General features: G+C 40.7%; 6 protein-coding genes. All 6 read right to left on the bottom strand.

Features of this window, described 5'->3' with window-relative positions; translation table 11 throughout:
• Positions 1 to 2,681 (bottom strand): non-ribosomal peptide synthetase (locus ACKTT2_RS03040; protein WP_407883843.1); only part of this gene is annotated, 2,681 nt, incomplete at its 3' end.
• Entirely contained in the window at positions 2,678 to 9,235 is a 6,558-nt protein-coding gene (locus ACKTT2_RS03035) for a non-ribosomal peptide synthetase (RefSeq protein ID WP_407883841.1), read from the bottom strand. The genes ACKTT2_RS03040 and ACKTT2_RS03035, both read right to left, overlap by 4 nt.
• 134 nt (positions 9,236 to 9,369) lie before the next feature.
• The gene (locus tag ACKTT2_RS03030; protein WP_407883839.1) at positions 9,370 to 10,410 is read right to left on the bottom strand and encodes a TauD/TfdA family dioxygenase; all 1,041 of its coding nucleotides are present in this window, start codon (positions 10,408 to 10,410) and stop codon (positions 9,370 to 9,372) included.
• 23 nt (positions 10,411 to 10,433) lie between these two features.
• The gene (locus ACKTT2_RS03025; RefSeq protein WP_407883837.1) at positions 10,434 to 11,333 is read right to left on the bottom strand and encodes a class I SAM-dependent methyltransferase; all 900 of its coding nucleotides are present in this window, start codon (positions 11,331 to 11,333) and stop codon (positions 10,434 to 10,436) included.
• Between the two features lie 39 nt (positions 11,334 to 11,372).
• Entirely contained in the window at positions 11,373 to 14,879 is a 3,507-nt protein-coding gene (locus ACKTT2_RS03020; RefSeq protein WP_407883835.1) for a condensation domain-containing protein, read from the bottom strand.
• A 492-nt stretch (positions 14,880 to 15,371) separates the two neighbouring features.
• Complete coding sequence (locus ACKTT2_RS03015; protein ID WP_407883833.1) at positions 15,372 to 16,046, bottom strand: hypothetical protein; 675 nt, start codon at positions 16,044 to 16,046, stop codon at positions 15,372 to 15,374.
• Positions 16,047 to 16,114 lie beyond the last annotated feature (68 nt).

Genomic DNA, 16,114 nt, shown 5'->3' with positions numbered 1-16,114 from the left:
AGATTGCTGTCGGGTAAATAACGAGCTATATCTCCAGTTTTGTACAACCGTTCTCCTGGTTTTTGACTCAAAGGATTGGGGATGAATTTCTCGGCGGTTAATTCTGGGTGGTTGAAATAACCCCGTGCCAATCCATCCCCACTGATATACAGTTCACCAAAAACTCCTACTGGAACAGGTTGTAAATAATTATCTAATAAATAGATTTGGGTGTTTGCAATTGGACGACCAATGGGTACACAAACTCTTGAGTGATTCTCAGAAGTGACACAATAGCAGCAGGTATATGTAGTATTTTCTGTCGGACCATAGCCATTAATCAGCTTGCCCTTTGCTAGCACTTGCAGCACTCGACTGACATGAACCGTAGATAAAACATCACCCCCAGCTAATAGTTGCCGAATATGCCTTAAGTCCTCAACCCGCTCATCTACCATTAAGTGAAACAAACCAGCACTCAGCCATAAGGTCGTAATCTGATACTGTTGCAGAGCTTGTCCTAACTCCTTCAAAGACGGTGTATGATTAGAAAAGACTACTAGCTGTGCCCCATTTAACAAACAGCCCCAAATCTCAAAGGTTGAGGCATCGAACGAGACTGGTGCCAGTTGTAAGAAAATTTCTTCTGCTGTCAAACTGGCGTAATTATTTCCTTTAACCAGTCGCACTACACCTCTATGAACAACGCTTACTCCTTTAGGTTGCCCCGTTGAACCCGAGGTGTACATTAAATATGCTAAGTTTTCTGGCTTAACTTGGCTGACTAAATTCTCTTTGCTTTGCTGGGCAATCATTTCCCAGTCTGAATCAAGACAAATCACTTGCGCCCATGAAGTTGGCAGTTCCTCGACTAACTGCTCTTGAGTTAGTAGCACTGAGATTTGCGTCTCCTCTAACAACAAAGAAAGACGTTCTAAAGGACACTCAGTATCCAAGGGTAAGTATGCGCCACCACTTTTTAGAATACCCAATAGCCCGATAATCATTTCGATAGAGCGCCCAGTGTATATACCCACTAGCACCTCAGGCTTTACCCCTAAGCTTTGCAAATAACGCGCCAGTTGATTAGCCCGTTGGTTGAGTTCTCGATACGTCAGCTGTTGGTCTTCATAGACTATAGCTACAGCATTCGGTGTCTGCTCCACTTGTGCTTCAAATAGTTGATGGATACAGGCATTCCTTGGGTAATCGCTTTCAGTGTTGTTCCACTCTACCAACTGCTGATGTCGCTCGGTTGTAGTTAACAAAGGTAACTCCCAGACCCGTTGTTTAGGATTGGTGACAATGCCTTTGAGCAATATCTGAAAATGCCCCAGCATTTGAGTGATAGTAGCGGTGTCAAACAAGTCAGTGCCGTACTCTAATGTACCTACCAGCCCTGAATGGGTCTCTCGTAAGGACAAACTCAAATCAAATTTTGCAGTCGAATTTTTCCTTTGTAGAGATTTTAGAGTTAGTTCTGGCAGCTTTAACTCATCCATCAGGTCATTTTCAAGGTTAAAAGTCACTTGAAACAACGGGTTATGGCTCAGGTTACGATCGGGCTGCAAAGCCTCCACTAAATACTCAAAGGGCAAATCTTGATGGCTATAGGCACCTATAGCTACCTCCTTTACTCGCCCCAGCAACTCCTGGAAGCTAGGATTACTTGATAAATCGGTACGCAAAACTAAGTTATTGACGAAAAAGCCAATCAATCCCTCAATCTCAGCTCGGTTACGGTTGGCAATAGGTGAGCCTACGACAATGTCATCCTGTCCACTGTAGCGATGGAGTAGTATCTTGAAGACTGCTAGCAGTGTCATAAACAGAGTAGCCCCTTCTTGATGGCTTAAGGTCTTGAGCTGCTCAGTTAGGTCATAGGACAGTGAGAACAATTGCGTTGCACCTCGGAAGGTCTGAACTACAGGGCGGAGATGGTCGGTGGGTAGCTGTAGCACAGGGCATTCACGTAACTGTCGTTGCCAATAAACCTGTTGTGCTTCTAGTACCTCTCCTTGCAGCCATTGACGCTGCCACATAACAAAGTCCGCGTACTGAATAGGCAGTTCAGATAACGGTGAGATATTTCCTCTGGAGAATGCTTTGTAGAGTGTGGCTAACTCCCGGATAAGAACTCTTACCGACCAACCATCGGAGACAATGTGATGCATTGTAAACAACACAACGTGCTCAGTCTCAGCCAATTGCAAAAGAGTAACTCGCAATAAAGGACCTTGTGCCAGATCAAACGGTTGCTGTGCTTCTTGTGCGGCTAAGCGCTCCACCTCAACTTCCTGCTGGCTTTTAAGAAGCGATCGCAGATCCACTATCGGTAGTTTTAAAGTCAAGGTTGAGGCGACGATCTGGACAGATTGACCATTGTGGCTCTTGAATGTAGTGCGTAAAACTTCATGCCGTCGAACGATCTCATTCAAACTCTGCTCTAACACTGCTGTATGGAGCAAACCAACGAGGCAGAATGCAGCTGATACGTTATAAACAAAGCTGGATGGTTCTAATTGATTTAGGAACCACAGCCGTTGCTGGGCAAAAGACAGAAATGATTCGTCAGAGTTTTCTCTCCGGGGAATTGTTTGCCTATCAGAGATTTGAACTTTCTGATTCTCAAGCAGGTATTCAACAAGCTCTATCTCATCGGCAACAAACTGATTTGGGTCTTGGAAGTTTTTTGTATTCATTGTGCTTTAGTTTTTGCTTTTCTATTCTGCTCAAGAATTTGTCTTTTAGTCTCTGAAGGCATACTCTTAATTTTCTCGAGAACTTGAGCAATTTTTTCTACTTGCCCAGGATTTGTCTCACTCTTAACAAGTTTATGTGATAGACTTGCAATCGTGGGGTCTTCAAAAAATTTATGCAGAGTTAGTTCCGTCCGAAAAGTGCTGCGTACCCTAGAGATAAATTGGGTTGCACGTAAGGAATTTCCACCCAATTCAAAAAAGTTATCATATATCCCCACTCGTTCAATGCAAAGTAAGTCCATCCAGATGTCGGCTAGCGCTTGTTCAATTGGGTTTTGAGGGGCGACATAATTCTCTTTCAAATTGAGCTTAGCAATGTTTGGTCTTGGTAAAGCGCAGCGATCCACCTTGCCATTAACCGTTAATGGTAAAGTATTTAGCTTCACGAACGCCAATGGCATCATGTAAGCTGGCAATTTCTCCGTTAGAAGTATCCGGAGTTCATCAATCAAAAGAGCTGATTCCTCTTGAGGTATTACATAAGCCACCAAGTACTTGTTACCAAATTCATCTTCTTGAGCTACAACTACAGCTTGTTGCACCTGTGGGTGTTGAGTCAAAACTCCCTCAATCTCTCCAGGCTCAATGCGAAAGCCATGAAGTTTTATTTGGCGATCGATGCGACCTAAGTACTCAATTTCTCCATTAGGCAGATAACGAACCAGATCGGCAGTCTTATAAAAACGTGCACCAGGTTCAGTACTGAAGGGGTTAGGAATAAACTTCTCAGATGTTAGTTCCGGACAGTTTAGATAACCTCGTGCTAAACCAACACCGCTAATGTATAACTCACCTGGTATGCCTATTGGAACTGGCTGTAGGTGTTGATCCAGCACGTATAGCTTGATGTTGGCAATGGGACGACCAATAGGGATCGATCCTGAGTGATGCTTGCCTTTCGGCACAGTATAGATGCAACAACCTACCACAGTCTCTGTTGGACCGTATTCATTAACTATTAAAGTGTTTTTAGCGCAATTTTGCCAAAAAGCAATGTTATGCGCCAACAGATTTTCACCTCCGATAATAATGAAGCGGGATCGGTCGCTTGCTTCTTGTGAGCGCAACTGCTGGTTTAGCAACTCCAAGTGAGCTGGCGTGAGCTTAATTAGGCTTAAGTTTGTTATCTTCAGCAGAGCAGCGCTCAAAGCTTCTACACTACTGTCTTCAGTAAGCAGTTCTACCTGACGACCCACCAATAAGGGAGAAAATAGACTTGTGATGGTTAGGTCAAAGGCTATTGAAGAATGCACTAACGTACCTTTTCCTTGTTCGACTGAATAAGCTTTTATGCACCAAGCGAGATAGTTTACTAAACCTTGATGCGAGATTAAAGTACCTTTAGGTTTGCCTGTCGATCCTGAGGTATAGATAATGTAAGCCAGGTTTTGAGCTATTGCCTTATTGATTGGGTTCTCCACACTCTCGTGGGAAATACTTTTCCAATCAGTATCCAAACACACGACTGTAGCGCCTTGTTTAAAAAATCTTCCCGCAAGCGCTTGTTGGGTTAACAGTACTGGTATCTGAGCATCTTCCAAGATAAAGACTAGTCGTTCTGAGGGATGAGTAATATCCAGAGGCACATAAGCACCTCCAGCTTTAAGAATGCCCAACAGCCCTACCACCATCTCTATAGAGCGCTTGACACAAATACCGACTGGTATCTCAGGTCCTACCCCAAGTCTTTGCAAATAATGCGCTAGCTGATTAGCTTGTTCGTTAAGTTCTCGATAGGTTAGTTGTTGGTTTTCAGAGACTACAGCGACAGCATCTGGTGTCTTCCAAGATTGCGCCTCGAATAGCTGATGGATACAAGCATCCTTCGGATAGTCAGCTTCGGTACTGTTCCACTCTACCAACAGCTGATGTTGCTCGTTTGCAGTTAACAAAGGCAACTCCCAGATCCGTTGTTCAGGGTTAGTAACAATGGCCTTAAGCAAAGTCTGAAAATGTCCCACCATCCGAGTGATAGTGCTAACATTGAACAAGTCAGTATTGTATTCCAATACTCCCATTAATCCTTGTTCAGTTTCTGTTAAAGACAAAGTTAGATCGAAGCGAGTTGTTTCGGATTCTACTTTCATCAGACTTAAACTCAGGCCTGGAAGCGTTAAAACTTCCATTGGGGCATTCTGCAAAACAAACATCACTTGAAACAGTGGTGTGTGGCTTAAGTTTCTATTTGGTTGTAACTCTTCTACAAGTTGTTCAAAGGGCAAATCTTGATGGGTATAAGCATCCAAAGTGACTTCCTGCACACGCTTTAACAACTCCCGAAAACGGGGGTTGCCAGACAAGTTAGTACGTAGCACCAAGGTATTGACAAAAAAGCCAATTAACCCTTCTATCTCATTGTGATTGCGGTTGGCGATGGGTGAACCGACAAGGATATCCTCTTGCCCTGTGTAGCGATAGAGCAAAGTTTTAAACGTTGCAAGCAGGGTCATAAATAGTGTTGCCCCTTCCTGCTGACTCAATGTTTTAAGTGCTTCGGTTAGAGTAGGCGAAAGTTCAAAAAACTGCTTTTTGCCGACAAAGGTTTGCACAGGTGGTCTTGGTCGGTCTGTGGGAAGTTCCAGTACTGGTAAGTTACTGCCCAGTTGCTGCTTCCAGTAATCCATTTGAGATGCCAACACTTTTTTTTGCAGCCACTGTCGCTGCCAAATGGCAAAGTCTGCATATTGAATGGGCAGTTGAGGGAGCGGAGAAGGAATTCCCGCACAAAAGGACTCGTAAAGCGCTGTTATTTCACGAAGAATAATGCCTGCTGACCAACCATCAGCAACAATATGATGAATTGTAAATAGCAGCATATACTCTTGTGAACCTAATTGCAGGAGGGTGGTACAGAGTAATGGACCTTTGGTCAAGTTAAAGCAGCGTCGTGCCTGTTGTTTAGCCAGTCGTTGTGTTTCTACCTCCCTAGTATTTTTTGGTAATCCCTGCAAGTCCACAACTGGCATTTTTACACTAAGTGTAGGAGCAATAACCTGCATTGGTTGTTCGTCTACACTTGTTATGGTAGTTCGCAAAACTTCATGACGACGCACGATTTCATTGAGGCTTTGCAAAAGTGCTGCTACATTAAGTGATCCTTGTAGTAAGACGGATCTAGAGAGGTTGTAAAAGGAACTCCCTGGTTGCAACTGGTCGAGAAACCACAGTCGCTGCTGAGCAAAGGATAAAAGCACTTTTTCATCTCGTGTAAAGCGCTCAATTGGAGGAATTTCCAATTGCTGTCCAGATCTAAGTACCATTTCAATGCGTTCGGCGAATCCAGCCACAGTTGGCGACTCAAACAAACTTCGCAATGGTAACTCCACTTGAAAAGCTTCGCGCACTTTAGAAATAACTTGAGTAGCTAGTAGAGAGTGCCCGCCCAACTCAAAAAAGTTGTTATCAAAACCTACTTGTTTAAGATTTAGAATTTGTGCCCAAATTCCAGCTACTACCTCCTCCACTGGTGTGCGCGGAACTGCAATAGAGTTTTTTATCTCCTGCTGTACTTGGTCAGAGGCAAGTAAGGTCTGACGGTTGACTTTGCCATTGGGCAACAAAGGTAAAGCATTCAATATCACAAAGCTATAAGGTACCATGTAATCTGGTAACTTCTTTCTTAAAAAGTTCCGTAAATCACTGGATTTTAAATTTTGGATAAATGTCTCTGTATTAGGGACAACATAACCCACTAAGTACTGTTTCCCTAGTTCATCTTCGCGTGCTACAACAACAGCTTCTCGAACGACTGGATGCTGGCATAGTACTGCTTCAATTTCTGTCAGTTCAATGCGAAAGCCTCGAATCTTCACTTGGAAGTCACTACGACCCAGAAACTCAATTGTACCGTCTGGCAAATAACGTCCTAAGTCCCCAGTTTGATAAAGTCTTGCTCCCTGTTCTTCGCTAAAGGGATGGGGAATAAACTTAAGAGCGGTTAAATCAGGGTTATTAAAATAACCTTGACCCAGACCCCAACCACCAATATACAGTTCGCCGGGAACTCCAACTGGCACAGGTTGGAGATGTTGGTCTAACAGATAGATTTGGGTGTTAGGAATTGGACGACCGAGAGGGACAACTTTCACTCGCTCATCTTGTACAGTAGGAATCGGATAAGTTGCAACAATCCCACAGGTTTCCGTTTGACCAAACATATTTATGAATCGTGCATTATGCTGGAAACCAAATGTCCACTGCTTGGGAATATCAGATAGCAATGGTTCGCTTGCAGACAAGATTAAGCGCAGTTTGTTATTCAGTAAAGCTTGTCTCATCCCTGGTTCTAAACCAGCTACCATATAAATCAAATTGCGCCAGTAGGAGGGGACAATATCAATAACTGTAACATCATTGTACTTCACTGCCTCAAACAGTGCTCTTGGATCTTTTCTCTGTTCTAAAGTTGCAATTATAACAGTAGCGCTTTGAGTCAGAGGAACCATTAATTGCCTGACAGACGATGAGAAGGCAATTGATGCTGTATGCAAATATACATCTTCTGCTGTGATACCCAGCGCTGATTGCATTGCCTGCACGTAGTGACACAAATTAGTATGCGTGACTCTGACTCCCTTGGGGGTTCCAGTTGAGCCAGAGGTGTAAATCACATAAGCTAAATTATCAGCTATGATTGTCGGGTTTAAGTTTTCTTCTGACAGTTGAGCAATCGAATGCCTATGTGTGTCAAGGCAAACAACCCTTAAATTTTGGATTGAATCTGGTTGTTCCGCCGAAGGAACAATCTCTAGCTCTCGACCAGTGGAATTTAGTAGAAGATCGACTAAATGCTTCTGAGTCAACAACACCCTTGGTTGAGAGTTTTGCAACATGAATGCCAATCGCTCTTTTGGGTAAGCTGGATCTAGAGGCACATATACCCCTCCAGCCTTGAGAATACTGAGAATACCGATAACAGTATCTATTGAACGCTCTACGTACAAGCCAACCAATACCTCTGCCTCAACACCTAGCTGCTGTAAATAACGAGCTATTTTGTTAGCACGGCTATTAAGTTGACCATAGGTAATTTTTTGATCTGCAAAAACTATGGCAATTTTTTCTGGTGTCCTGGCTGCTTGCTCTTCAAACAGTTGATGAATACACTTATCTTTGGAATACTGAACCTCAGTGTTGTTAAATTTGACTAGCAGTTGTTGTTGTTCAATTCTACTAAGAATTGGTAACTGACTGATTGGTACATCAAGATGGATAATTGCACTTTCTAGCAGTGTTTGCAACTTTCCAGCTAAGCCTTTAATATCTTCTGCTTCGATGAAGTTAGCATCGTAGGCTAGTTTAAAATTGATAAAATCATCTTGATGAAAGCAAACAAGTTTAATTTTAAATCTGTCAGTGTAGGAGTAATGCTGGTAAATAGAAAACAATACACCAGCAGCTGCATATTTTTCTTGCTGGCCTTCAAACTCAAAACAAAGCGGAAAAAATTGTTGAATATTTGAGGGTAATCCTACTAGTTGCTCCCATGTAAAATATTCTTGTTTATGATAAATATTGTCTAGATTTTTACTTATATTACGTAACAAATTTATAAGAATTTTGTCGTTTTGTAACTGACAATCTAATGGTAAATACTTAGTTAATAGTCCTAAAGCTGATTTTAATTCTTGATATTGACGTCCATCAGCAGCAACGCCGATAACTAAGTTCTCTTGTCCTGTTAAACGCCATAGCAAAACATTCCAGCAAGTTAAAAACACTTTAGCAACTGAAGAGTTATGCTGTTGAGCAAGTTGGATAATTTTTGCAGACACATGGGAATCAATTTGGAAAGTATCAGTTTGTGGATAAAATTCTCTTTGTTTTACAGGTTGTTTTTCCCAAGGAAGCTGCAACGCTGTTAGAGCAGAAAAATTTTGCTGATGCCAGAAGTTTCTACCTGCTTCTGTATCTTCTCCTGCTAACAATTCATTTTGCCATGCTGCTAAGTCTGCATACTGTAGTGGTTTCTCAGATAATCCCTTTTTTCCAGAACCACCAGCGTAATATTCGCTGATTTCTTTAACCAAATTTTTCAATGTTACAGTATCAGCACAGAGTGCAGGCAAGGTGATGAATAAAACATACTTGGACAGTGACAAAGTTACTAGAGATAAGTTTAAAACTGGACCTTGAGTCAAATTAAATTTCTGCCGAATTAATTGATTAAATAAAGTTTTTACTTGCGCTTCTTGTTCTTGAGGAGTGTAAATGCTCAAATCATAATTTTGATTCCAAGAAACCCTTGGCTCCACAATGACTTGTAGCGGAATAGTCATCCCAGGTAAATGTCTATAAGTAGTGTGGAGAATCTCGTGCTGATTAACAACCTGTTCTATGGCAGCTTGTAAAGTATTCATATCAAGGTTACCTTCCATTAACAAAGCACAATGAACAAAGTATGGGAGGTGCTCAGTCTGGTGCAATTGCCACAGATGTTTTTGTTGTGGTGAAAGTTGGAAAGCTTGAATTTCTCTAAGCGGTTTAAATTCCATACAAAGGTTAAATATTGTGTATTTTTGATGGTAGATATAAATTAATAAATTACTATTTTTTGAAAAAATAACTAAAAAATAAATAGTAATTTGATGGTTTTGTAAATAAAGTTTGGTGTCAAATTTTAAGAAGTTTAGGTATTTGTTATTGTGCTAACTGGTTCTGCCATTCCCACGACAACTTTTCTATCTCCTGTATATGGCTTACGTCCGTGCGCTGCAAGCATATTATCAAGCATTAATATATCTCCAACCTGCCAGGAGAAAACAATTGTTGCTTGTTGGTAGACACTGCGAATTTTATCTAACACGTCTGGTTCAATGGGTGAACCATCACCATAATAGGTGTTATGCGGCAAGTCTTCTTCTGAAAACTCTGCTAACAGTGCCTTGCGAATAGTTGGTTCTAAGGTTGAGACATGAAAAAAAGCAGCGTGATTAAACCAAACTATTTCGCCAGTGTGCGGGTGTTTGCTTATTGCTGGACGAATTTGGCTGGTTCTCAATCTATTTCCCTGTTTCCACTCAAACTCAATACTATTTTTTTGGCAGAATACTTCTACATCTGCTTGGTTAGTGGTTTGAAAAACTATTTGCCAAGGTAAGCCAAAGCCGTTACCGAAGTTGCGAACGTACATAACTTGTTTTTCGGCAAAGCGCTGGCGAATTTTAGAATCAATCCACTTATACAATTTTCGAGTGTCAGCTATTGGTGTTTCTCCACCCTGTTCTGCCGATTTCACACAGTAGAAAAAGATTTTTAAAGGCCAAGTAGCAGCGTAAGAATTTTCGTTATGGAGATAAATAGTTTGATTAGCAGGATAATCTGTTGAAGTGTAGATATGACCTTGAATGTGACTCCGGGGTGAAGAGCGATCGCGATATTCTAGTAACTCCCCAGAAACCGTCTGGATGAACTGCTCAAATTCTGCCACCTCTTGAAGTTGGAAGTTACGGAATAGAATACCTCCATGCTTTAACAAATTAGTTGCAATCAACTCCTGATTGTTTGCTGCCCATGCAACCAGATTCACTCCCTCAACAGTAGGTTGTATTAGTAGTGGTAGTAAATTTTCCCCCGCAAGTTGAGTAGTATGGATTAATTGACTGACAGCTTTACGCTTGACAGTTTTCAGATATCTAAAGCTAAGTTGCGAAGAATTAGAAATGTTCATAAGTCTTGACGTTTTTTGTGCATTTATTCATCATTTGTTTGGCTCATGCTTGGAAACTCTAAATCAAGTTCTTCTAATGATTTTATCCCTAGGTTCTGTAACATAAAGGATCGGAGTATGTTATTCTTAACAATATTGCTACCTTCATTATTGTCTCCTTTATAGATAATAACTAAATTATGGTAAAAGTGCATAGAAACAATATTTTTATCAAAATAAGATGGTACGTAGCCTGGATGTAAAAATTCTTCATAATTTAAACCATCGACTAGTCTTTTAAAGAAATTCATTGATGTGTTCTGGTCATTTAAGTCAAGGCTCCCACCAACTTTTGTCAAGCTTTCCAAATAAACACTTCCTTTACCAAAGTTTGACCATTTTTCACCTATAAGACTGGGCCAATAAGAAGTGTGAGTATCTTCTACAATATAAATTCCATTTTTTTTAAGAGCAGGAAAAAGGGTTTTAAAAGATTCGATCGCATGTTTGTTGATATGGCTACCATCATCAATAATAATATCAAGTTCTCCGGTTTCTGCTATAACCTCTTTTAGAAACAATTCATCATCTTGACTTCCTTGAAAAATTTTGATCCGCTCTTCTTCTAAAGCTTTTTTATCGATAATATCAATTCCATAAATCATACTTTTAGGAAAATATTTTTTCCATAATTTTAAAGATTCACCTCCTTTTGTAGGATCGTCATAACCTCCAATACCAATCTCTAAAATTTTTAGGGGTTTAAATCTTATCGGTGCAAAATGCTTTTCGTAGTGCTGAGCGTACATATGAGAACCTTCTTCTTCACCCCATTTTGTATTATAAAATAATGCCAACTTTTTTAAGTTATTTCCGTAAATTAATGGAATTAGTTTACGAGATTGTTTTTTGATAATTTTTTTTAAAATTTGTCTTAGTTTCATTGGTTGACTCCCTCAAAATATCATTAAAAAAAAGAATAGCTACTCTTTTATAATAGCGTTTCGTTTGATTAGCTTGAGCTTTTCCCTACTAATATTTTCCAGTTCTTTTTGTTGAATTTGTTCTTGCTTTTCATCAGCTTCGGCAAAAATATTTGCTAACTCATTGAGCCTGATTTCAGGCTGTATCACAATATGGCGCAGCAACATCTCAAAATGGTTTACCATCTGCTTGATAGTTGTTGCGTTAAACAAGTCTGTTTTGTACTCTAATGACCCATTAAGACCTTCTAAACTTTCCCAGAAGCTAAGTTTCAAATCAAATTTTGAGGTGCGATTATCTATTTCTTGAATCTGCCATTTTAAATTAGAAAGCTCAACAGATGATATTGGTGCATTTTGGAGGATAAACATTACCTGGAACAATGGGTTATGGCTAAGGTTTCGTTTTGGCTGTAACTCCTCTACTAGTTTTTCAAAAGGTAACTCTTGATGAGCATAAGCACCTAAAGCTACTTCCTGTACGCGCTGTAGTAGCTCGCGAAAAGTTGGGTTCCCTCCAAGATAAGTACGCAATACGAGAGTGTTAATGAAAAAGCCAATCAATCCTTGAGTTTCTACATGATTACGACCTGCAACAGGTGAACCAACTAAAATGTCTTCTTGTTTTGTATAGCAGTGCAACAATGTTTTAAACACTGTCAAGAGAGCCATAAAGAAAGTAACACCCTCTTGTTGGCTCAAGTCTTTTAATCCCTCAATAAGGTATTTGGGAAGTATAAAAACTTGCTTTTTTCCAGCGAAGGTTTGAATAGGAGGTCGCGGTCGATCTGTCGGTAATTGCAACACAGATATATTACCACTAAGTTGTTGTTTCCAGTAATCAAGTTGGGTTTTTAAAACTTCTCCTTGTAACCACTGCCTCTGCCAATAGGCAAAATCTGCGTATTGAATGGGAAGTTTAGACAGAGGTGATGATTGTCCCTGTAAGAACGCTTCATAAATTACTGCTAGTTCTCGGAGTAAAATACCTATTGACCATCCATCAGTAATCATATGGTGCATGGTCAGGAGCAGCAGATGCTTATTTTCTTGTAAGCGCAAGAGCTTAGCACGTAGCAATGGTGCTTGGGACAAGTTGAAAGGATACTGTGTTTCTTCAAGAATAAAATCTTCGACTTGAGATACTGGATTTTGGATTGTTGTAAAATCTATAATTGGCAGTTTAATATCTAAAGGTGGATGAATAACCTGAACTGGATATCCCTCCACAACTTCAAAGCTGGTTTGCAAGGTTTCATGACCCTTGATAACTTCGTTGAGGCTCTGTTCCAATGTTGGGGCGTTTAGCTTTCCAGTTAATTGTATAGCAACAGGAACGTTGTAAAAAGGGTTTCCTGGTTCCAATTGCTCCAAAAACCACAACCGCTCTTGAGCTAAACATAGGGGTAAATGCTTATTCCTGGGAATAGGCTCCAGTTTTGGCTTTTGAGGTGTCGCTTCTGCTACTTGCGCCAATATTTGCTTTGTCAAGTGAAGGATGCTAACATCTTGCAAAAAGTTAGTTACAGATATAGCCACCCCAAAATCTGCTTCAATACGATTTTTAAGGTCAAAAGCTATTAAGGAGTCCATACCTAGAGCAGTCAAAGGTTGTTGAGGCTGCACTTGGGATGGCACTATCTTGAACACTTGAGCAACCAGTTTTTGAAGATGAGATATTAGTGCTGTTTCATGTTTTAGAGGTGTAACGCTCAAAGTACTTGCGGAGTTTATCCTATCACTTACAGCATTTGTACTACTCAGAATTCTTTTATCTACCACCTCTAAAGAGCCTGCAAGAAATTTTGCTTTGCAAGCGCAGCGTTGTATTTTACCACTAGAGGTTTTCGGAATAGTACCTGGTTTAAGCAAAATTACTGCATATGTTTGCACCTCATGTTCAAAAGCTACAGCCTGACGAATTGCTGTAACGACTTCCTCTACATTTGGTTTAGCGCGAAACTCCAATTCTTGTACCACAACCAGCCGTTCTTCATTGTCCACTTCCACAGAAAAGGCAGCACCACTAGCTGAACGCAATGATGAATGACTACATTCTACGGTCAGTTCTATGTCTTGTGGGTAAAGGTTGCGACCACGAATAATGATTAAATCCTTTACTCTACCTGTGATGTAGAGTTCTCCATTGTGTAGAAAGCCTAAATCACCAGTGCGTAAAAATGGCCCTTCTCCTGTGTCTGTTAAGTATGCACTGAAGGTTTGCTCTGTTTCAAGAGGACGATTCCAGTAACCTTGACCAATACTAGGTCCACAAACCCAAATTTCCCCTACTTCACAAGGTTGACAACGAGTTAAAGTCTCTGGATGTGCAATGACAATCTGCTGTTCCGGTATGGTTTGACCACAACTTACAAATGACTGAATATCTTGTCTTTCAGCACTAGCTTCAATTATTTTATTTTTTGAAAGTCCAAATTTCTCAATAGTTCTTACTTGAGGTAAGGCTGTCTTGCTCCCACCCGAAACCATGAGTGTTGCTTCCGCCATGCCGTAACACGGGTAAAAAGTTTCTTGACGAAAGCCACACTCTGCAAACGCTGTTACAAATCGCTGTAAAGTATCTTTTCGGACTGGTTCAGCACCGTTGAAGGCGACACTCCAACTGCTTAGATCCAGGCTTGACCGTTGTTGTTGAGTTATCTTCTGAATGCACAATTCGTATGCAAAATTGGGACCACCACTGGTGGTGCCTTTGTAGTAAGAAACTGCCTGCAACCATCGGTACGGTTGTTGTAAAAAAGATGCTGGAGCCATTAAGATGCAAGGAAAGCCTCCATACAAAGGTTGCAGTATCCCGCCAATCAATCCCATGTCATGGTATACAGGTAGCCACGAGACAAATCTACTGTTGAGTGAATGCTCCATAAGTTGGTAAGTCATGGCTGTATTATGCACTAAGTTGCCATGACTTAGCATTACACCTTTGGGTGTGCCTGTAGAACCTGATGTGTATTGCAGAAAGGCTAAGGTATCTACATTAATCAAAGGTTCAAGCCAAGAATCTTCTATGCCTGGAGCAACGTTGTCGGTAGTCAGCCACTGTAACCCTTCTATATTCCCTTGTTTAGCAAGTAGGCATTGCAATTTAGATTTGAGGGTGCTTGTTGTGAGAGCGACACGAGGAAGTGCATCTGCGACAATCGCCTGTATCCTGGGGGTATTGCGTTGATTGTGCGGTGGGTAAGCCGGAACCGCTACGACTTCTGCGTACAAACAACCAAAAAAAGCCGTCAAGTAATCTAGTCCTGGTGGATATAGCAGTAAAGCACGTTCACCTCTTAAACTATAAGATTGTAGAAGGGATGCGATCGCCCGACTGCGTTGTTCCAACTGTTTGTAAGTTAGTGTCGCAGAGGATATCTCTCCATCTTCTAGGAAGATAAAAGCTTGTTTGTCTGGTTGTGTGAAGCTTCTGTAACGCAGAACATCAACAATCGTTTCACAGTTCTGGAAAGATGCTTTTATGCTGTTGAAAATTTGAGTCATTTTCTACCTCAAGCATTGCAATATATCCTCTCCTGATATTGAATGCGACTGCTACACACTCAACTCGAATGTCCTAATAAATCTACTATCTTGTGAATGCTATAGGCAGATACAACGTATGCATTTAGTTTGTGTTAAATCTTGAGTCTGCTTGATAATTACTTACAAAATAGTGAGATAAGAAACCTATAACGAGTAATGAAACCGAAATCCTTAATTGAGGAAATCTTTATTGAAGTAATAACCAGTTGTTTGAGCAACCTTTATTACCTTAGTATATATCTTTGGTATTTATCAATCTTTGCTTAACAAATATTTATCAAGAGCTTCAATAGTAATCAACTCAGGCAGTCAGTGCTATTCAGTTATGCTAACTTAAAATCGTGATTACTGTACCAGCGCTCTAGGAAAAATATGCAGTCCTAAATCTAGGGCTACATATTTTTCAGGTGCTTTCATCAGAACCGTCTTTTTTTTAAATAAAGGGACTATTCATTCTTCAACTTGTTGAGGTTGAAGTGAAATTCTGATAAGGATTTCAATGTCAGTGGTAGTCGATTCTTTAACTTCAGCTACCTTTCCAAACCATTTGTGGTCATGTTGCTCAAAGTCAGTGATGCAAACAGGATGACCAATTTCAAATAGCGATTCAATTTCTATCTCTGCTGAATCTTTGGGTGGATAATCATCGCTATTATATGAAGTTGCCTTCAAAGATGGTAGTAAAGGAGGAGCAGGGGGAGAAAAATTAATACTCATTAACTCTTCTCCCTCAACTTCCAGAGCCTCAAAAGCTTGGTCTACACCTGGTATTTTTGACTGCAACTTGGTATTAGTAGCCGAGACCATGTCATAAGACGGATCGCTCAGATGGAAGTGTGCTGAAGCTTCTGTTTTCTTTTCAGGTAGCTTATCCTCAAACTGTTCTACAACAGGAGCGCTTTGGGTCTCCACAGTCTGTACTGTTAAAGGTGGCTCAGCAGGGATGCTGATGGTTGATTTACAAACTTTGGACTTAGTTGATTCCTTATATCGACTGGCAATTGCCCTAACTTTAGCATGAGTCATGGTTTCTCCTTGTGCAGCGCATTCTAGGGCTTCCAGACGAACCGCTTCAGGAGTAGATGGAGCTGCCAGAACATAAAGGGCTGAAGCATCTATAGACAAATCGGTAAAATTTACCGATTTGTCTATAGATGCTTCAGCCCTTTATGTTCTGGCAGCTCCATCTACTC

The organism is Scytonema hankhaensis NUACC26 (genome assembly GCF_045865695.1).
Classification (GTDB): Bacteria; Cyanobacteriota; Cyanobacteriia; order Cyanobacteriales; family Nostocaceae; genus Scytonema.
The sequence above is the reverse complement of the archived record's forward strand: the minus strand, read 5'-3'. Positions and strand labels throughout refer to the sequence as shown.

Coding starts and splice junctions, on each gene's coding strand:
- ACKTT2_RS03035 (WP_407883841.1), bottom strand. CDS start 9,235: ATGGAATTTAAACCGCTTAGAGAAATTCAAGCTTTCCAACTTTCACCA.
- ACKTT2_RS03025 (WP_407883837.1), bottom strand. CDS start 11,333: ATGAAACTAAGACAAATTTTAAAAAAAATTATCAAAAAACAATCTCGT.
- ACKTT2_RS03030 (WP_407883839.1), bottom strand. CDS start 10,410: ATGAACATTTCTAATTCTTCGCAACTTAGCTTTAGATATCTGAAAACT.
- ACKTT2_RS03020 (WP_407883835.1), bottom strand. CDS start 14,879: ATGACTCAAATTTTCAACAGCATAAAAGCATCTTTCCAGAACTGTGAA.